General features: G+C 65.0%; 19 protein-coding genes. 16 read left to right on the forward strand and 3 right to left on the reverse strand.

What is annotated here, in order from left to right; genetic code table 11:
* Window positions 1–161: 161 nt before the first annotated feature.
* The 6 genes from DBY63_RS17880 (at window position 162) to DBY63_RS17905 (ending at window position 3,882) form a co-directional block, all read left to right on the forward strand.
* Entirely contained in the window at window positions 162–503 is a 342-nt protein-coding gene (locus DBY63_RS17880) for a hypothetical protein (protein WP_007160783.1), read from the forward strand.
* 79 nt (window positions 504–582) lie between these two features.
* Window positions 583–1,071, forward strand: coding sequence for a TIGR00645 family protein (locus DBY63_RS17885; protein ID WP_017640865.1), 489 nt, complete (start codon window positions 583–585; stop codon window positions 1,069–1,071).
* Window positions 1,072–1,218: 147 nt separating this feature from the next.
* Window positions 1,219–1,524: a DUF6482 family protein gene (locus tag DBY63_RS17890; protein WP_027600170.1), complete on the forward strand. Its 306-nt coding sequence runs from the start codon at window positions 1,219–1,221 to the stop codon at window positions 1,522–1,524.
* Window positions 1,521–3,071 (forward strand): cryptochrome/photolyase family protein, encoded by a 1,551-nt coding sequence (locus DBY63_RS17895; RefSeq protein WP_108582513.1) that lies wholly within the window; start codon window positions 1,521–1,523, stop codon window positions 3,069–3,071. The genes DBY63_RS17890 and DBY63_RS17895 overlap by 4 nt, the downstream gene beginning before the upstream one ends.
* Complete coding sequence (locus tag DBY63_RS17900) at window positions 3,068–3,223, forward strand: DUF2256 domain-containing protein (RefSeq protein ID WP_074583973.1); 156 nt, start codon at window positions 3,068–3,070, stop codon at window positions 3,221–3,223. The genes DBY63_RS17895 and DBY63_RS17900 overlap by 4 nt, the downstream gene beginning before the upstream one ends.
* 41 nt (window positions 3,224–3,264) lie before the next feature.
* The gene (locus DBY63_RS17905) at window positions 3,265–3,882 is read left to right on the forward strand and encodes an FKBP-type peptidyl-prolyl cis-trans isomerase (RefSeq protein ID WP_017640861.1); all 618 of its coding nucleotides are present in this window, start codon (window positions 3,265–3,267) and stop codon (window positions 3,880–3,882) included.
* Window positions 3,883–3,884: 2 nt separating this feature from the next.
* Here DBY63_RS17905 and DBY63_RS17910 read toward each other — a convergent pair whose 3' ends face one another.
* Both DBY63_RS17910 and DBY63_RS17915 read right to left on the reverse strand, forming a co-directional pair.
* On the reverse strand, window positions 3,885–4,139 hold the full coding sequence (locus DBY63_RS17910; RefSeq protein ID WP_007160789.1) for a hypothetical protein: 255 nt from the start codon (window positions 4,137–4,139) through the stop codon (window positions 3,885–3,887).
* A gap of 135 nt (window positions 4,140–4,274) precedes the next feature.
* Window positions 4,275–5,249, reverse strand: coding sequence for a polyprenyl synthetase family protein (locus tag DBY63_RS17915; protein ID WP_044341582.1), 975 nt, complete (start codon window positions 5,247–5,249; stop codon window positions 4,275–4,277).
* A gap of 400 nt (window positions 5,250–5,649) precedes the next feature.
* Here DBY63_RS17915 and rplU point away from each other — a divergent pair, with 400 nt between their 5' ends.
* The 4 genes from rplU to proB all read left to right on the forward strand — a co-directional run bounded on the left by rplU (window position 5,650) and on the right by proB (window position 8,699).
* Complete coding sequence (rplU, locus tag DBY63_RS17920; RefSeq protein ID WP_007160791.1) at window positions 5,650–5,964, forward strand: 50S ribosomal protein L21; 315 nt, start codon at window positions 5,650–5,652, stop codon at window positions 5,962–5,964.
* Between the two features lie 26 nt (window positions 5,965–5,990).
* Window positions 5,991–6,251, forward strand: coding sequence for a 50S ribosomal protein L27 (gene rpmA, locus DBY63_RS17925; RefSeq protein ID WP_007160792.1), 261 nt, complete (start codon window positions 5,991–5,993; stop codon window positions 6,249–6,251).
* A gap of 102 nt (window positions 6,252–6,353) precedes the next feature.
* Window positions 6,354–7,565, forward strand: coding sequence for an Obg family GTPase CgtA (gene cgtA / locus DBY63_RS17930; RefSeq protein ID WP_027600861.1), 1,212 nt, complete (start codon window positions 6,354–6,356; stop codon window positions 7,563–7,565).
* Window positions 7,566–7,580: 15 nt separating this feature from the next.
* Window positions 7,581–8,699 carry a glutamate 5-kinase gene (gene proB, locus DBY63_RS17935; RefSeq protein WP_007160794.1) on the forward strand — a complete coding sequence of 373 codons (1,119 nt, stop codon included), beginning with the start codon at window positions 7,581–7,583 and terminating at the stop codon, window positions 8,697–8,699.
* Window positions 8,700–8,794: 95 nt separating this feature from the next.
* Here the strand turns inward: proB and rpsT are convergent, their stop codons facing one another.
* A complete protein-coding gene (gene rpsT, locus DBY63_RS17940; protein WP_007160795.1) occupies window positions 8,795–9,073 on the reverse strand; it encodes a 30S ribosomal protein S20 in 279 nt (92 codons plus the stop codon).
* A 243-nt stretch (window positions 9,074–9,316) separates the two neighbouring features.
* Here rpsT and murJ point away from each other — a divergent pair, with 243 nt between their 5' ends.
* The 6 genes from murJ (at window position 9,317) to ispH (ending at window position 16,632) form a co-directional block, all read left to right on the forward strand.
* On the forward strand, window positions 9,317–10,855 hold the full coding sequence (murJ, locus tag DBY63_RS17945) for a murein biosynthesis integral membrane protein MurJ (RefSeq protein WP_044341580.1): 1,539 nt from the start codon (window positions 9,317–9,319) through the stop codon (window positions 10,853–10,855).
* Window positions 10,856–10,934: 79 nt separating this feature from the next.
* Window positions 10,935–11,882 (forward strand): bifunctional riboflavin kinase/FAD synthetase, encoded by a 948-nt coding sequence (gene ribF, locus DBY63_RS17950; protein ID WP_007160797.1) that lies wholly within the window; start codon window positions 10,935–10,937, stop codon window positions 11,880–11,882.
* A gap of 1 nt (window position 11,883) precedes the next feature.
* On the forward strand, window positions 11,884–14,718 hold the full coding sequence (ileS, locus tag DBY63_RS17955) for an isoleucine--tRNA ligase (RefSeq protein WP_108582512.1): 2,835 nt from the start codon (window positions 11,884–11,886) through the stop codon (window positions 14,716–14,718).
* Window positions 14,711–15,214: a signal peptidase II gene (lspA, locus tag DBY63_RS17960; RefSeq protein ID WP_027600177.1), complete on the forward strand. Its 504-nt coding sequence runs from the start codon at window positions 14,711–14,713 to the stop codon at window positions 15,212–15,214. The genes ileS and lspA overlap by 8 nt, the downstream gene beginning before the upstream one ends.
* Entirely contained in the window at window positions 15,207–15,653 is a 447-nt protein-coding gene (locus DBY63_RS17965) for a peptidylprolyl isomerase (protein ID WP_007160800.1), read from the forward strand. The genes lspA and DBY63_RS17965 overlap by 8 nt, the downstream gene beginning before the upstream one ends.
* Window positions 15,654–15,687: 34 nt before the next feature.
* On the forward strand, window positions 15,688–16,632 hold the full coding sequence (gene ispH, locus DBY63_RS17970) for a 4-hydroxy-3-methylbut-2-enyl diphosphate reductase (protein WP_007160801.1): 945 nt from the start codon (window positions 15,688–15,690) through the stop codon (window positions 16,630–16,632).
* Window positions 16,633–16,634 lie beyond the last annotated feature (2 nt).

The following is a 16,634-nucleotide window of genomic DNA, read 5'->3' on the forward strand; positions in this document are numbered from 1 at the left end:
GGTACAGGGGGCAGGTCGGATTTTGTACAAGGTGCCGCAGCCCAAGTAGCACGGCGCCCAGACCCGCTTGCCCCCTGTTGACCAACAGGGTTGTCCACAGCCTTTGTGGATACCTCTGGCCTAGGACCGGCGAGCATTGAGCGCTTCGAGAGGATGACGCCATGTCCCGCACCATTACCCTGATCCGTCCCTGCCTGGGCCTCGTCACCCGTATCGAATGCGAAATCAAGCCGCTCGGTCAGGAGCAGGGCCTCTGGACCCTGCTGTGCGCCGCCGGCCTCAACGGTCAGCAGCCCACCGCCATCAAGGCCCAGGGGCCTTTCCATGGTCCCAAAGCGGCCGAGGGCGTCATGACCGCCATCGCCGAGAACCTGGTCGAGCAGGGCTACATCCAGGTCGAGGAGACCCAGATCTGGCGCCTGCACATGCAGAGTGAACTGCGCAAGATGAACGGTGAGCGTGCCCATCAGCAGGTGCGTTTCCAGGTCGGTCCCGACGCCTGAATCAGGTACAACCTGCCGCATTGGTCCGTTCGCACCGCCCCGGTATACTCGCCCGGCCCTGTAATCCGAGCGAGTCTGCATGGAACGTCTGATCGAAAAAGCCCTTTACGCCTCCCGTTGGCTGCTGGCACCCATCTATCTGGGTCTGTCCCTGGCCCTGGTCCTGCTGGCGCTCAAGTTCTTTCAGGAAGTCTTCCACGTCCTGCCGCACATCTTCGAATCCACCGAGGCCGAGCTGATCCTCCTGGTGCTGTCGCTGATCGACATGGCGCTGGTGGGTGGCCTGCTGGTGATGGTGATGATTTCCGGCTACGAGAATTTCGTCTCCCAGCTGGACATCGACGAGGGCTCGGAAAAGCTCAGCTGGCTGGGCAAGATGGATTCGGGCTCGCTGAAGAACAAGGTGGCCGCGTCCATCGTCGCCATTTCTTCGATTCACCTCTTGCGCATCTTCATGGATGCCCAGAACACCAATCCCGAGTACCTCAAGTGGTACGTGATCATCCATCTGGTGTTCGTGGTCTCGGCCTTTGCCATGGGCTATCTGGATCGCCTGACCAAGCACTGATGGGCCGGGCGGCCACTCGTCTGCCGCCGGCAGCTTTCGCTTACGCTTTGTGGATTGCACCGCTGCGCTTGCTTGTCCTAGGTTGTCGAAGGCTCACAGCTGCCTATCGACGCCATCCCCGGCGTCGATCTCGACCCGGAGGTTTCCATGCAATTGCCGGAATTGACCCAGCGCGCCCAGGCCGGTGAGGTTCGTGAACTCAATCTGCTTTCCATCGAGGGTGGTTTCTATGTGCTCGAGGTGCTCACCCAGAACGGTCGCACGCGCCTGACCGGACGGGACGGACACTTCTACCGCCTGGGCTCGGCCGCCCAGGCCCGCCGCCTGCTGGCCGATCTGCCGGCACTGCCGTGCTTTCTCATCCAGCACAGTGCCTACGACGAGATGGTCGGCATGGCGCCACGCTCGGCCGAACCCCTGAAGATCCCGCTGAACTACCGGAACGCCTCTTGAGCGAGGGCGCCGTTCGGCGCCTGCTGCCGGTCTTCGGCGATCAGCTTTCGCCTCGCCTGGCCTCCCTGCGCGACGCCGATCCCGCGCAGGACGTGCTGCTGCTCGCCGAGGTGATGAGCGAAGCCAGCTATGTCCCTCATCATCCGCGCAAGATCGCCCTGATCTTCAGCGCCATGCGCCACTTCGCCAGCGAGATGCGCGCGCGCGGCTTCCGGGTTCTCTATCGCACCCTGGACGACCTCGACAACCAGGGCTCGCTGCCAGCCGAGATCACGTTCTGGGCAAAGACGACGGGCGCGCGTGAGATTCGGCTGACCGAGACCGGCGAGTGGCGACTGGAGCAGGCGCTGCGGGCGCTGGACCTGGCGATACCGGTACGCTGGCATGGCGATGACAGATTCCTCTGCAGTCGCGCCGCCTTTGCCCGCTGGGCCGGGTCGCGCACCGAGCTGCGCATGGAGGCCTTCTACCGCGGCATGCGCAGGCGACACGGCTGGCTGATGGAGGGGCCAGACGAGCCGTGCGGTGGCGTCTGGAACCTGGACAAGGACAATCGCAAGGCGCTGCCTAAAGACCAGCCTGTTCCCGAGCCCTTCAGCTGTCCGGCCGATGCCTGTACCGGGGACGTGCTCGAGCTGGTCGGGCAGCGCTTCGCCCATCACTATGGCCGGCTGGAGGGCTTCGACTATCCGGTGACCCGGGCGGATGCCGAGCGCCTCTGGCAGCACTTCCTGGGCACGGGCTTGCGCGACTTCGGCAGCTATCAGGACGCCATGGCCCGTGGCGAGCCCTATCTGCATCACGCCCGGATCAGTGCGGCGCTCAACATTGGCCTGCTGGACCTGCGTCGGCTCTGCGCCGACGTGGATGCCGCCTATCGCGAGGGCAGGGTGCCGCTCAACAGTGCCGAGGGCTTCCTGCGTCAGCTGATCGGCTGGCGAGAGTACGTCCATGGCGTCTATTGGCTGCGCATGCCCGAATACCGTGAGCTCAATGCGCTGGGCAATACCCGGGCGCTACCAGAGTTCTACTGGACCGGCGATACCCGTATGGCCTGCATGCGCCAGGCCATCGGCCAGACCCTGGCGCTGGGCTACGCGCACCATATCCAGCGGCTGATGGTCACCGGCAACTTCGCCCTGCTGGCCGGCATCGCGCCCCAGGCCATCGGCGAGTGGTATCTGGCGGTCTACCTGGATGCCTTCGAGTGGGTCGAGCTGCCCAACACCCAGGCCATGGTGATGCATGCCGACGGCGGCTATCTGGCGAGCAAGCCCTATTGCGCCAGCGGCCACTACATCCGTCGCCAGTCCGACTACTGCAAGGGCTGCCACTATCAAGTCACGGAAGCGCTGGGCGACAGGGCCTGTCCCTTCAATGCCCTCTACTGGCACTTCCTGATCCGCCATCGCGAGCGTTTCGCCCACTATCCGCGCATGCTCAATCTCTATCGCAATCTCGATCGCCAGGCCCCCGAGCGCCAGCAGGCCCTCTGGCAGCGTGGCGAAACCCTGCTGGCGCGTCTCGACGCGGGAGAATCCCTATGAAGAAGGGCGATCTGCCCACCAAGGTCTGTCCGGTCTGCCAGCGGCCCTTCGCCTGGCGCAAGAAGTGGGAGCGCAACTGGGACGAGGTGCGCTACTGCTCCGAGCGCTGTCGCCGGCAGCGCGGCAGCCTCGGCGGCGAGTCGAGTCCTTGATGTGCTAGGCTCGGCTCTTTTTTCACGATGGAAAGGCTGCTATGAACGACATCCTGCTCGACACCGACGAAGCCCGCGTCAGCTACGGCATCGGCCGCCAGCTGGGCGATCAGCTGCGCCAGAATCCGGTCCCCGGCATGCAGCTGGCGGCCGTGCTCGCCGGCCTGACCGAGGCTTTCGACGGCCAGGATTCCCGGGTGGACGTCGAGTCGCTGAACGCCAGCTTCCGCGTCATCCGCGAGCGCATGCAGGCGGAAGCCCAGGCCAAGGCCGCTGCGGCGGCTCAGGAGGGCGTCGACTACCTCAAGGCCAATGCCGAGCGCCCTGGCGTCGTGGTGCTGCCGTCCGGTCTGCAATACGAGGTGCTCACCCAGGGGGAGGGCGCCACGCCGACCCGTGAAGACCAGGTGCGTACCCACTACCACGGCACCCTCATCGACGGCAGCGTGTTCGACAGCTCCTACCAGCGCGGCCAGCCGGCCGAGTTTCCGGTGGGCGGCGTGATCGCCGGCTGGACCGAAGCCCTGCAACTGATGCCTGCCGGCAGCAAGTGGCGCCTGCACGTACCCAGCGAACTGGCCTATGGCGCCCAGGGCGTCGGCGGCATCCCGCCGCACAGCGTGCTGGTGTTCGACGTCGAGCTGCTCGACGTCCTCTAACGCTAGCAGTCCAGGCGCAGCGCCTCGTTGTCCGGGCGCAGCGCCAGGGCGTAGCTGAACAGGAAGACCTGGCGGATCTGCTCCTTCACCACCCGCGGCTCGCTGGAGGTGAGGCTGTGCAGATCCAGCTCGCCCAGGTCCTTGAGTTCTTCCAGGGCCGTCTCGTCCAGCTCCGCGCAGACCTTGCCGGTTTCCCGGTTGAGGATGCGCAGATAGGGGTGCGGCCGGTCCAGCCAGGCGTCGATCAGATAAGTCATGGCAAGGGCTCCTGCTGTGCTATTTGTGAGAATAATTCTTATTCAATAAATAGCAAGAGATTACCTGACTTTTTTGGTCGGATATGAAAAAGCCCGCAGTCTGGCGACGGCGGGCTTGATCGGACGGTGCAGGCGTCAGTGGGTACGGGCCACCGAGAAGCGACCCAGGTCGGCCAGGGCGTCGCGATATTCGCTGGCGGGCAGGACGTCCAGGCAGGCGATCGCCCGCTCGGCGAATTCCTGGGCCTTGCGTGCGGTGTAGTCGAGGGCGCCAGCGGCTTCGACGGCGGCGCGCACGCCTTCCAGGTCCTGGCTGCCGCCCTGGCGGATCGCCTGGCGTACCAGGGCGGCCTGTTCGGCAGTGCCTTCGCGCATGGTCACGATCAGCGGCAGGGTCGGCTTGCCCTCGGCCAGATCGTCACCGACGTTCTTGCCCAACGCGACGGCGTCGCCCTGGTAGTCGAGCAGGTCGTCGACCAGCTGGAAGGCCACGCCCAGGTGATCGCCATAGCGGCGCAGGGCGTCGGCCTGTTCGGCGCTGGCGCCGGCCAGGATCGCCGCGCTGTGGGTGGAGGCTTCGAAGAGCATGGCGGTCTTGCCGCGGATGACTTCCATGTAGATCTCTTCGGTGGTGCTGGCGTCGCGGATCTTCGACAGCTGCAGCACCTCGCCCTCGGCGATGACGCGGGTGGCCTGGGAGATGATGCGCATCACTTCCATGGAGCCGAGCGCCACCATCATCTCGAAGGAGCGGGCATAGAGGAAATCGCCCACCAGGACGCTGGGGGCGTTGCCCCAGAGGGCGTTGGCGGTGGAGCGGCCACGGCGCATTCCCGAGGCATCGACGACATCGTCGTGCAGCAGGGTGGAGGTGTGCAGGAATTCGATGGTCGCCGCCAGCAGCTGCAGATCGTGATCGGCGCGCCCGAGCGCCTTGCCGGCCAGCAGGACCAGCAGCGGACGCAGGCGCTTGCCACCCGCGGAGACGATGTAGTCGCCAATCTTCTCGACCAGCGGCACGCGCGAGGTCAGCTGCTGGCGGATGATGCCGTCTACGGCGGCGAAATCGTCCGTCACCACGCGATAGAAGGACTGGGATTGCTGCGTCATTGAGAGGTGTCCACTGGAGGTCCGGGCAATATTCAAGCGGCCGGATGGCGCATGACCGCCAGACTATGCCCTAGGGACCGGCACAAGTGCCATGCCCAGGGATTGCCATCGCGCTCCCGCGGCTCGCCGCTCATGCCGATTCGGCTGGGCACCGGCCCGGCATGGCCGCTGAACGAGGTTGCGCGGCATGCTAGGGGTGGGGTGGGGGGCTGTCAAGGCGCGGGCGGGCGGCTCTTGCCTCCCGGCCCCGGCTTGCGTAGAATCGCGGGCCCTGAACATTCCTAGGGTTAACCCCCTGTCTTACGCAATTGCGCGGTGGTCCTTCCGGTCCCGTGCAGCCATGCCGGTCGACGATACCTCCTATAAAGCACCGGGTGAGCAGGTTTAACGGAGATTTACCATGTCCTACGCAGTTATCGTTACCGGTGGCAAGCAGTACAAGGTCGCCGAAGGCGAATACCTGAAGGTCGAGAAGCTCGACATCGCCACCGGTGAAACCGTCACCTTCGACCAGGTTCTGCTGGTTGGCAACGGTGACGACGTCAAGATCGGTCTGCCGGTCGTTGATGGTGCCAAAGTGACCGCCGAAGTGACCGCCCAGGGCCGTCACGACAAGGTCACCATCATCAAATTCCGTCGTCGTAAGCATCACATGAAGCGTCAGGGCCACCGTCAGTGGTTCACCGAAATCAAGATCACTGGCATCCAGGCCTGATCTCGCCTCTAACGGAGAATTGACTCATGGCACACAAAAAAGCGGGTGGTTCTACTCGTAACGGTCGCGATTCCGAAAGCAAACGCCTTGGCGTGAAGCTGTACGGCGGCCAGGTCGTCAAGGCCGGCAACATCATCGTGCGTCAGCGCGGCACCCAGTACCATGCCGGTTACGGCGTGGGCCTCGGCAAGGATCACACCCTGTTCGCGAAAGTGGACGGCGTGATCAAGTTCGACGTGAAGGGCGCCTTCGGCCGTCGTTACGTGAGCATCGTCGCCGCCGCCTAAGGCCCGTGACGAAAGAAAAGCCCTGTCTACCCGACGGGGCTTTTTCGTTTGTAGTTAAGCTATTTCCTTGTTTGCAGCGGCCCGCGAGCGCGGGAGGTCCAGATGAAATTCGTCGATGAAGTATCCATACACGTAAAAGCGGGTGACGGCGGCAACGGCATGATGAGTTTCCGCCGGGAGAAATTCATCGAGAAGGGTGGCCCCAATGGCGGTGACGGCGGCGATGGCGGGTCGATCTGGCTCGAAGCCGACATCAACCTGAACACCCTGGTCGATTACCGTTACACCCGACGTTTCACCGCGCAGAACGGTGAGAAGGGCGGGAGCACCGAGTGCACCGGCGCCAAGGGTGAAGACCTGGTGCTGCCGGTCCCCGTGGGCACCACGGTGATCGATGCGGCGACCCAGGAGATCATCGGTGACCTGACCCAGCCCGGTCAGCGCATCCGCGTCGTCCAGGGTGGCTGGCACGGCCTGGGCAACACCCGGTTCAAGTCCAGCACCAACCGCGCACCGCGGCAGACCACCCCGGGCAAACCCGGCGAAGAGCGCGATCTCAAGCTGGAGCTCAAGGTGCTGGCGGACATCGGTCTGCTCGGCCTGCCCAATGCCGGCAAGAGCACCTTCATCCGCGCGGTCTCGGCCGCCAAGCCCAAGGTCGCGGACTATCCCTTCACCACCCTGGTGCCCAACCTGGGCGTGGTCAGCGTGGGGCGCTTCAAGAGCTTCGTGGTCGCCGACATCCCGGGGCTGATCGAAGGAGCGTCCGAAGGCGCCGGCCTGGGAATCCGCTTCCTCAAGCACCTGGCGCGGACCCGCCTGCTGCTGCACCTCGTCGACATGGCGCCCCTGGATGAAAGCGATCCGGCCGAGGCTGCCGAGACCATCATCAACGAGCTGACCAAGTTCAGCCCGGCGCTGGGCGAGCGTGACCGCTGGCTGGTGCTGAACAAGGCCGACCAGTTGCTCGATGACGAGCGCGAAGAGCGCCTCAAGGCGGTGGTCGAGCGTCTGGGCTGGCAGGGTCCGGTCTTCGTCATCTCCGCCCTGGAGCGGGAAGGCACCGAGCAGCTCTGTCAGGCCATCATGCAGTATCTCGACGAGCGGACCCTGCGTCTCGCCGAGGACCCGGCCTATGCCGAGGCGCTGGAAGAACTCGATCAGCGCATCGAGGACGAGGCGCGGGCGCGTCTGCAGGCGCTGGACGACCAGCGGGCCCTGCGCCGTTCGGGCGTCAAGGCGGTGGACGAAGACGACGACTTCGATGATGACGAAGACGACGGCGACGGTCCGGAAATCTTCTACGTACGGTAAGAAAGGAGCTTGCCCATGCGTGATCAGGTGTCTGGCGCCCAGCGCTGGGTAGTGAAGATCGGTAGTGCCCTGCTGACCGACGACGGGCGTTGTCTGGATGGCGGGGCCATGGCTGGCTGGGTCGAGCAGATGGTAGCCCTGCACCAGGCGGGCATCGAGCTGGTGCTGGTATCCTCGGGTGCGGTGGCGGCCGGCATGAGTCGGCTCGGCTGGGCGCAGCGTCCGACCGCCATCAACGAGTTGCAGGCGGCCGCGGCGGTAGGGCAGATGGGGCTGGTGCAGGCCTGGGAATCCAGTTTCGCGGAGCATCAGGTGCAGACCGCGCAGATCCTGCTCACCCATGACGACCTGTCCGATCGCAAGCGCTACCTCAATGCCCGCAGCACCCTGCGCACCCTGGTGAGCCTGGGTGTGGTGCCGGTGATCAACGAGAACGATACCGTCGTTACCGACGAGATCCGCTTCGGCGACAACGACACCCTGGCTGCCCTGGTGGCCAACCTGGTCGAAGCCGATCTGCTGGTCATCCTCACCGATCGCGATGGCATGTTCGATGCCGATCCGCGCAACAATCCCGATGCCAGTCTCATCAGCGAGGCGCGCGCCGACGATCCGGCCCTGGATCTGGTCGCCGGCGGTACCGGCGGTGCCCTGGGGCGTGGCGGCATGCAGACCAAGCTGCGTGCTGCGCGTCTGGCGGCGCGCTCCGGTGCCTATACCGTCATCGTCGGCGGGCGGATCCAGCAGGTGCTCAGTCGCCTGCAGCAGGGCGAGCAGCTGGGCACCCTGCTGTCACCCGAGCGTGGCCTGGTGGCGGCGCGCAAGCAGTGGCTGGCGGGGCATCTGCAGGTGCGTGGCACCCTGCGCCTGGATGCCGGTGCGGTGGAGGCCCTGGTGGGCGGTCATCGCAGTCTGCTGCCGGTGGGCGTGCGAGCGCTGGAAGGCAGCTTCCGGCGCGGTGAGATGGTTGCCTGCGTCGGTCCGGACGGGCGCGAGGTGGCGCGTGGCCTGGTCAACTACAGTGCGACCGAGGCGCAGCGCATCCTGGGGCGGCCTTCGGATGCCATCGTGGTTGAGCTGGGCTATGTCTACGAGCCCGAGCTGATTCACCGGGACAACCTCGTCCTGGTCTGACGATCGTCGATCCTGGCGCCTCTCCGGAGGCGCTGGATTCCCGAATCCCAGGCAATAAAAAACCGGCCGAAGCCGGTTTTTTACTTGAACGCTTATCAGGCAGCGGCGGGGGTAGCCAGGGCCTTGATGTGAGCGTTCAGGCGGCTCTTGTGACGAGCGGCCTTGTTCTTGTCGATGATGCCCTTGTCGGCCATGCGGTCGATGACCGGAACGGCAGCAACATAAGCGGACTTGGCTTTTTCCAGGTCCTTGGCTTCGATCGCCTTGACGACGTTCTTGATGTAGGTACGCACCATGGAGCGCAGGCTCGCATTGTGGCTGCGACGCTTCTCAGCCTGTTTGGCGCGTTTTTTGGCGGAGGGGGAGTTAGCCACCGTGGAGCTCCTTCGAAAAAGACTGTATTGGGTACAGAGCGAACTCTGTAGCAAGTACAGAGCTAAATTAAGGTCGCGAATCTTGACGTCCCTGGCGGCGCCTGTCAAGGCTATCTGGATGGATATCCGGCTGGTCGCCGATGAAGGGCCTCGTTACACTCGATCGCTTGTGCCCATCGCGCGACTGCGCTCACGCGCATCCTCTGTCACGTCCCGCTGCGTTCACCGAGTCCTCTCCCTGCCATGAATCTGCTCAAGTCCCTGGCCGCCGTCAGCTCCATGACCATGCTGTCCCGCGTGCTGGGTTTCGTGCGCGACACCATCGTCGCCCGCACCTTTGGCGCCGGCATGGCCACCGACGCCTTTTTCGTCGCCTTCAAGCTGCCCAACCTGCTGCGCCGCATCTTCGCCGAAGGGGCTTTTTCCCAGGCGTTCGTCCCCATCCTCGCCGAATACAAGGCCCAGCAGGGCGAGGAGGCCACCCGCACCTTTCTAGCCTACGTCAGTGGCCTGCTGACCCTGGTGCTGGCGGTGGTCACGCTGCTGGGCATGCTGGCTGCGCCCCTGGTGATCTGGATCACCGCGCCGGGTTTCGCCGATACCCCGGAGAAATTCGCCCTCACCTCCAGCCTGCTGCGGGTGACCTTTCCCTACATCCTGCTGATCTCCCTGGCGTCCCTGGCCGGGGCCGTGCTCAACACCTGGAACAGGTTCAGCGTGCCGGCCTTCGTGCCGACCCTGCTCAATGTCAGCATGATCGTCTTCGCGCTGTTCCTGACCCCCTATTTCGATCCGCCGATCATGGCCATGGCCTGGGCGACCCTGGTGGGTGGTCTGGCGCAATTCCTCTATCAGCTGCCGCATCTCAAGCGCATCGGCATGCTGGTGCTGCCGCGACTGAATCTGCGTGACAGCGGCGTCTGGCGGGTCATGAAGCAGATGGGGCCGGCGATCCTCGGGGTCTCGGTCAGCCAGATTTCGCTGATCATCAACACCATCTTCGCCTCCTTCCTGGCGGCCGGCTCGGTCTCCTGGATGTACTACGCCGATCGCCTGATGGAGCTGCCCTCGGGGGTGCTCGGCGTGGCGCTGGGGACCATCCTGCTGCCGGCGCTGTCGCGCACCTACGCCAAGGCCGATCGCCAGGAGTATTCGCGGCTGCTCGACTGGGGCCTGCGACTGTGCTTCCTGCTGGTGCTGCCCTGCTCGGCGGCCCTGGCGCTGCTATCCGAGCCCCTGACCGTCTCACTGTTCCAGTACGGCCGTTTCGATGCCCATGACGCCCTGATGACCCAGCGGGCACTGGTCGCCTATGCCGTGGGGCTGCTCGGCATCATCCTGGTCAAGGTGCTGGCACCGGGCTTCTATGCCCAGCAGAACATCAAGACCCCGGTGAAGATCGCGCTCTTCACCCTGGCGGTGACCCAGGTGCTCAACCTGATCCTGATCGGTCCGCTGCAGCATGTGGGCCTGGCCCTGGCCATAGGCGTCGCGGCCTGTCTCAACGCCGGCCTTTTATTCTGGCAACTGCGCCGCCATAACCTGTTCATCCCCCAGGCGGGCTGGACAAGCTTTCTGCTGCGACTGCTGATCGCCGTGGCGGTGATGACCGCTGTCCTGTTCGGCCTGATGCAGCTGTTGCCCAGCTGGAGCGAAGGACTGATGTGGCAGCGCCTGCTGCGTCTGGGCGGGCTGGTCGCGGCGGGGGTGCTGGCCTATTTCGCCAGTCTCTTCCTGCTCGGCTTCCGCGTGCGCGACTTCAATCGGCGCGCGGTGCTGTGATTGCACAAGGCCGGGTGTGCGCCTGTCCTCGCGGCGGGCATCCGGATATAATCGATTAATTTCTGAGCAATACCTACCCATGCAGCTGTTTCGTGGTCTCCATCATCTCGACGCCTTTCCCAAGGGCTGCGTTGCCACCATTGGCAACTTCGACGGGGTTCACCTGGGGCACCAGGCCATCCTCGCGCGGCTGCGTGAGCGGGCGGCGGAGCTCGGGGTGCCCAGTTGCGTGGTGATCTTCGAACCTCAGCCGCGGGAATTCTTCCTGCCCGATATCGCGCCGGTGCGTCTGACCCGCCTGCGCGAGAAGCTGGAATGCTTCGCGCGCCTGGGCGTCGACAACGTGCTCTGCCTGAACTTCAATCGGCGGCTGCGCGAGTTGTCTGCCGAGGCCTTCGTCCAGCAGGTGCTGGTGGAAGGCCTGGGGGTGAAACACCTAGAGATCGGTGACGATTTCCGCTTCGGCTGCGACCGCGCCGGCGACTTCACCTACCTGAATCTGGCTGCCCGCGACCACGGCTTCACCCTGGAAGCTGCTACCACCGTCGAACTGGACGGCCTGCGGGTGAGCAGTACCCTGATCCGCCAGGCCCTGGCCGACGGCGATCTGGCCCTGGCCGCGCGCATGCTGGGCCGGCCCTACAGCCTCTCGGGACGGGTCTTGCACGGCCAGAAGCTGGCGCGCCAGCTGGGCTGGCCCACGGCCAACGTCCAGCTCAAGCGGCGTCGACCGCCGCTGCGCGGCGTCTATCTGGTCAGCAGCCTGATCGATGGGCGGGTGGTGCCGGGCGTGGCCAATATCGGCCAGCGGCCGACGGTGCAGGGCGATGGTCGTCCGCATCTGGAGATCCATCTGCTGGACTTTGCCGGCGACCTCTATGGCCGCCACCTCAGCGTGACCTTCGTGCAGAAGGTCCGCGACGAACAGAAATTCGCCTCTCTGGAGGCCCTCAAGGCGGCGATCGAAGCGGACGTCGCCACGGCCCGCGCCTACTGGCAGGGGCAACCGTCAACGAGCCTGGACTGACATGACCGATTACAAAGCGACGCTCAACCTGCCGGAAACGGCATTCCCGATGAAAGCCGGCCTGCCGCAGCGCGAGCCGGAAGCGCTCAAGCGCTGGCAGGACATCGACCTGTACGGGAAGCTGCGCGCCATCGGCAAGGGCCGTCCGACCTTCATCCTGCATGACGGTCCGCCCTATGCCAACGGCAGCATCCACATCGGTCATGCGCTGAACAAGATCCTCAAGGATATCATCACCCGGTCCAAGACCCTGGCCGGCTTCGATGCCCCCTATGTGCCGGGCTGGGACTGCCATGGCCTGCCCATCGAGCACAAGGTGGAGACCACCTTCGGCAAGAATCAGCCGGCGGATCTGACCCGCGAGCGCTGCCGCGCCTATGCCAGCGAGCAGATCGAAGAGCAGAAGGCCGGCTTCGTCCGCCTGGGCGTACTGGGTGACTGGAGCAATCCCTACCTGACCATGAACTTCGCCAACGAGGCCGGCGAGATCCGCGCCCTGGGCGAACTGGTCAAGAAGGGCTTCGTCTTCAAGGGCCTCAAGCCGGTCAACTTCTGCTTCGACTGCGGCTCGGCCCTGGCCGAGGCCGAGGTGGAGTACCAGGACAAGCGTTCCGACGCCATCGACGTGGCCTTCCCGGTCGCCGATGCCGACAAGCTGGCAGCCGCCTTCGGCCTCGAAGCGCTGGCCAAGCCCACCGCCATCGTCATCTGGACCACCACCCCCTGGACCATCCCGGCCAACCAGGCACTCAACGTGCATCCCGAGTTCACCTATGCGCTGGTGGACGTCGGTGATCGCCTGCTGCTGCTGGCCGAAGAGCTGGTGGAAAGCTGCCTGGCGCGCTACGGCCTGCAGGGCGAGGTGATCGCCACTGCCCCGGGAACCGCCCTGGAGCTGATCAATTTCCGTCATCCATTGTACGAGCGCCTGTCGCCCATCTACCTGGCCGAATACGTCGAGCTGGGCGCCGGTACGGGTATCGTGCACTGCTCGCCTGCCTACGGTGAGGACGACTTCCGTATCTGCAAGCAGTACGGCCTGAGCAACGACGACATCCTCAATCCGGTGCAGAGCAACGGTGTCTACGCCGAGTCGCTGCCGCTGTTTGGCGGCCAGTTCATCTGGAAGGCCAACCCGGTCATCGTCGGCGCGCTGGAAGAGGCGGGCGCCCTGCTCAAGCACGAGGCGATCAACCACAGCTACATGCACTGCTGGCGCCACAAGACCCCGCTGATCTATCGCGCCACCGCCCAGTGGTTCGTCGGCATGGACAAGCAGCCCAACAAGGGCGCCACCCTGCGCGAGCGTTCCCTGGCCGCCATCGAGCAGACCCAGTTCGTCCCGGCCTGGGGCCAGGCGCGGCTGCACGGCATGATCGCCGGCCGGCCCGACTGGTGCATCTCGCGCCAGCGCAACTGGGGCGTACCGATTCCCTTCTTCACCCACAAGGAAAGCGGCGAGCTGCATCCGCGTACCGTCGAGTTGATGGAAGCCGTCGCCCAGCGCGTCGAGCGCGAGGGCATCGAAGCCTGGTTCAAACTCGATCCCGCTGAACTGCTCGGCGAAGAAGCCGGTCAGTACGACAAGAGTCGCGACACCCTCGACGTCTGGTTCGATTCCGGCACCACCCACTGGCACGTGCTGCGCGGCTCCCATGCCGAGCTGGCCCATGACCAGGGCCCGGCGGCCGATCTCTACCTGGAAGGCTCCGACCAGCACCGTGGCTGGTTCCACTCCTCGCTGCTGACCGGTTGCGCCATCGACGGCCATGCGCCCTACAAGGAACTGCTGACCCACGGTTTCACCGTGGACGAGCAGGGCCGCAAGCAATCCAAGTCGCTGGGCAACGTGGTCGCCCCACAAAAGGTCATCGACAGCCTGGGCGCCGACATCCTGCGCCTCTGGGTCGCCTCCACCGACTACACCGGCGAGATGGCGGTTTCCGACCAGATCCTGCAGCGCAGCGCCGACTCCTATCGCCGCATCCGCAATACCGCGCGCTTCCTGCTCTCCAACCTCTCCGGCTTCGATCCGGCGGTCAACCGGGTCGCTCCCGAGGACATGATCGACCTGGATCGCTGGGCTGTGGATCGCGCCCTGCTGCTGCAACAGGAAATCGAGCAGGCCTACGCCGAGTACCGCTTCCTCAACGTCTACCAGAAGGTGCACAACTTCTGCGTGCAGGAGCTGGGCGGCTTCTACCTCGACATCATCAAGGACCGCCAGTACACCACTGGCGCCGACAGCCTGCCACGGCGTTCCTGCCAGACCGCGCTGTATCTGATCGCCGAGGCCCTGGTGCGCTGGATCGCGCCTATCCTCTCCTTTACCGCCGACGAGATCTGGCAGTACCTGCCGGGCGAGCGGGAAGAGTCGGTGATGCTGACCACCTGGTACGACGGCCTTTTCGCCCTGCCCGAGGGCGCGACCCTGGATCGTGCCTACTGGGATCAGGTGATGGCGGTCAAGGCCGCGGTCAACAAGGAGCTGGAGAACCAGCGCGCCGCCAAGACCCTGGGTGGCAGCCTGCAGGCGGAGATCACCCTCTACGCCGACAGCGCCCTGCAGACCGTGCTGGAAGCCCTGGGCAACGAACTCAGATTCGTGCTGATCTCGTCCCAGGCCGCTGTCCAGCCGCTGGAAAAGGCTCCGGAAGGCGCCGTGGCCAGCGAACTGAGCGGTCTCAAGCTGGTGGTCCGCAAGTCCGAGGCACCCAAGTGCGCCCGCTGCTGGCACCACAGCCACAGCGTCGGCCAGGATGCCGCGCATCCGGAGATCTGCGAGCGCTGCGTGACCAACGTCTACGGTGCCGGCGAGGTGCGCGAGCATGCGTGACGCCTCGCGTTTCGGTGCCTTGCCCTGGTTGGCCCTGAGTGTGCTGGTGATCTTGCTGGATCAGCTGACCAAGCTCTACTTCCAGGCCAACCTGTCGCTCTACCAGAAGGTGCCGGTGATTCCGGACATCCTCAGCTGGACCCTGGCCTACAACCCGGGCGCCGCCTTCAGCTTCCTGGCCGATCACTCCGGTTGGCAGCGTTGGTTCTTCGCCGGCATCGCCGCCGTAGTGAGCGTGGTCCTGGTGGTCTGGCTCAAGCGCCTGCGCAACGACACCTGGACCGCCATCGCCCTGGCCCTGATCCTCGGTGGTGCGCTGGGCAATCTCTATGACCGCCTGGTCCTGGGCCACGTCATCGACTTCATCCTGGTGCACTGGCGCCAGGAGTGGTACTACCCGGCCTTCAACCTGGCCGACAGCGCCATCACCGTCGGTGCCGTGATGCTGGCCCTGGACATGTTCCGCAAGAAGAAGCCCGAGGAAGCCCATGGCTGAGATCACCATCGGCCCGGATACCCGGGTCACCCTGCACTTCGCCATCAAGCTGCAGAATGGCGACGTGGTGGACAGTACCTTCGACAAGGCGCCGGCCACCTTCACCGTCGGCGACGGCAATCTCCTGCCCGGTTTCGAGCAGGCGCTGTTCGGCCTGGAGGCCGGTACCAAGACCAGCCTGACCATTCCGCCGGAGCGCGGCTTCGGCCAGCCCAACGATGGCAATCTGCAGACCATGGCGCGGGACGACTTCAGTGACATGGAGCTGTCGCCCGGCCTGCTGATCATCTTCAGCGACGCCGCCGGTGGCGAGATGCCTGGCGTGGTCAAGAGCTACGACGACGAGCAGGTGATCATCGACTTCAACCACCCGCTGGCCGGCCGTGTGCTGACCTTCGACGTGGAAATCCTGGCCATCGAGCCTGCCGTCTCCCATTGATCCAACGCCGCCCGTGAAGCGGGCAGAGGAGCCTATGCAGATCAAGCTCGCCAATCCCCGCGGCTTCTGCGCCGGCGTGGACCGCGCCATCGACATCGTCGACCGGGCGCTGGACGTTTTCGGTCCGCCCATCTATGTGCGTCACGAAGTGGTGCACAACAAGTTCGTGGTCGACAACCTGCGCGCCCGTGGCGCCGTCTTCGTCGAAGACGTGGCCGATGTACCGGACGACGTCATCCTCATCTTCAGCGCCCACGGCGTCTCCCAGGCCGTGCGCCGCGAGGCCGCCGAGCGTGGCCTCAAGGTGTTCGACGCCACCTGTCCGTTGGTGACCAAGGTGCACATGGAAGTCGCACGCTACAGTCGTGACGGCCAGGAATGCATCCTCATCGGCCATGCCGGGCACCCGGAGGTGGAGGGCACCATGGGCCAGTACGATGATCGTGCCGGCGGTGCCATCTACCTGGTGGAAGACGAGGAAGACGTGGAAAAGCTCGAGGTGCGCAACCCCGAAGCCCTGTTCTACGTCTCCCAGACCACCCTGTCGATGGATGACACCCGCAAGGTGATCGATGCTCTGCGCGCCAAGTTTCCCCGCATCAATGGCCCGCGCAAGAACGACATCTGCTACGCCACCACCAACCGCCAGGACGCCGTGAAGACCCTGGCGCTGGAAAGCGACGTGGTGCTGGTGGTGGGCAGCCCCAGCAGTTCCAACTCCAACCGCCTGCGCGAACTCGCCGAACGCCTGGGCACCCCGGCCTATCTCATCGACGGCGCCGAAGACCTGCAGCAGAGCTGGTTCGAAGGCGTCCAACGCATCGGCGTAACCGCCGGCGCCTCGGCCCCCGAGGTCCTGGTACGCGGCGTCATCGACCAGCTGCAGAGCTGGGGCGCCACCGATGAAGTCGAGCTGGAAGGCGAGCCGGAACACATCACCTTCACCCTGCCGCGAGAGCTTAGGGTAAAGGCGGTATAGGA

This window comes from Pseudomonas sp. RIT411 (genome assembly GCF_003057735.2).
Lineage (GTDB): Bacteria > Pseudomonadota > Gammaproteobacteria > Pseudomonadales > Pseudomonadaceae > Chryseomonas > Chryseomonas oryzihabitans.

Bases quoted from the DNA above. Each gene is read 5' to 3' on its own strand.
- lspA (WP_027600177.1), top strand. From the start codon at position 14,711: ATGCGTGACGCCTCGCGTTTCGGTGCCTTGCCCTGGTTGGCCCTGAGT.
- DBY63_RS17910 (WP_007160789.1), bottom strand. From the start codon at position 4,139: ATGACTTATCTGATCGACGCCTGGCTGGACCGGCCGCACCCCTATCTG.
- DBY63_RS17900 (WP_074583973.1), top strand. From the start codon at position 3,068: ATGAAGAAGGGCGATCTGCCCACCAAGGTCTGTCCGGTCTGCCAGCGG.
- cgtA (WP_027600861.1), top strand. From the start codon at position 6,354: ATGAAATTCGTCGATGAAGTATCCATACACGTAAAAGCGGGTGACGGC.
- DBY63_RS17880 (WP_007160783.1), top strand. From the start codon at position 162: ATGTCCCGCACCATTACCCTGATCCGTCCCTGCCTGGGCCTCGTCACC.
- proB (WP_007160794.1), top strand. From the start codon at position 7,581: ATGCGTGATCAGGTGTCTGGCGCCCAGCGCTGGGTAGTGAAGATCGGT.
- DBY63_RS17965 (WP_007160800.1), top strand. From the start codon at position 15,207: ATGGCTGAGATCACCATCGGCCCGGATACCCGGGTCACCCTGCACTTC.
- murJ (WP_044341580.1), top strand. From the start codon at position 9,317: ATGAATCTGCTCAAGTCCCTGGCCGCCGTCAGCTCCATGACCATGCTG.
- DBY63_RS17905 (WP_017640861.1), top strand. From the start codon at position 3,265: ATGAACGACATCCTGCTCGACACCGACGAAGCCCGCGTCAGCTACGGC.
- rpmA (WP_007160792.1), top strand. From the start codon at position 5,991: ATGGCACACAAAAAAGCGGGTGGTTCTACTCGTAACGGTCGCGATTCC.
- DBY63_RS17915 (WP_044341582.1), bottom strand. From the start codon at position 5,249: ATGACGCAGCAATCCCAGTCCTTCTATCGCGTGGTGACGGACGATTTC.
- DBY63_RS17885 (WP_017640865.1), top strand. From the start codon at position 583: ATGGAACGTCTGATCGAAAAAGCCCTTTACGCCTCCCGTTGGCTGCTG.
- DBY63_RS17890 (WP_027600170.1), top strand. From the start codon at position 1,219: ATGCAATTGCCGGAATTGACCCAGCGCGCCCAGGCCGGTGAGGTTCGT.
- ribF (WP_007160797.1), top strand. From the start codon at position 10,935: ATGCAGCTGTTTCGTGGTCTCCATCATCTCGACGCCTTTCCCAAGGGC.
- ileS (WP_108582512.1), top strand. From the start codon at position 11,884: ATGACCGATTACAAAGCGACGCTCAACCTGCCGGAAACGGCATTCCCG.
- ispH (WP_007160801.1), top strand. From the start codon at position 15,688: ATGCAGATCAAGCTCGCCAATCCCCGCGGCTTCTGCGCCGGCGTGGAC.
- rplU (WP_007160791.1), top strand. From the start codon at position 5,650: ATGTCCTACGCAGTTATCGTTACCGGTGGCAAGCAGTACAAGGTCGCC.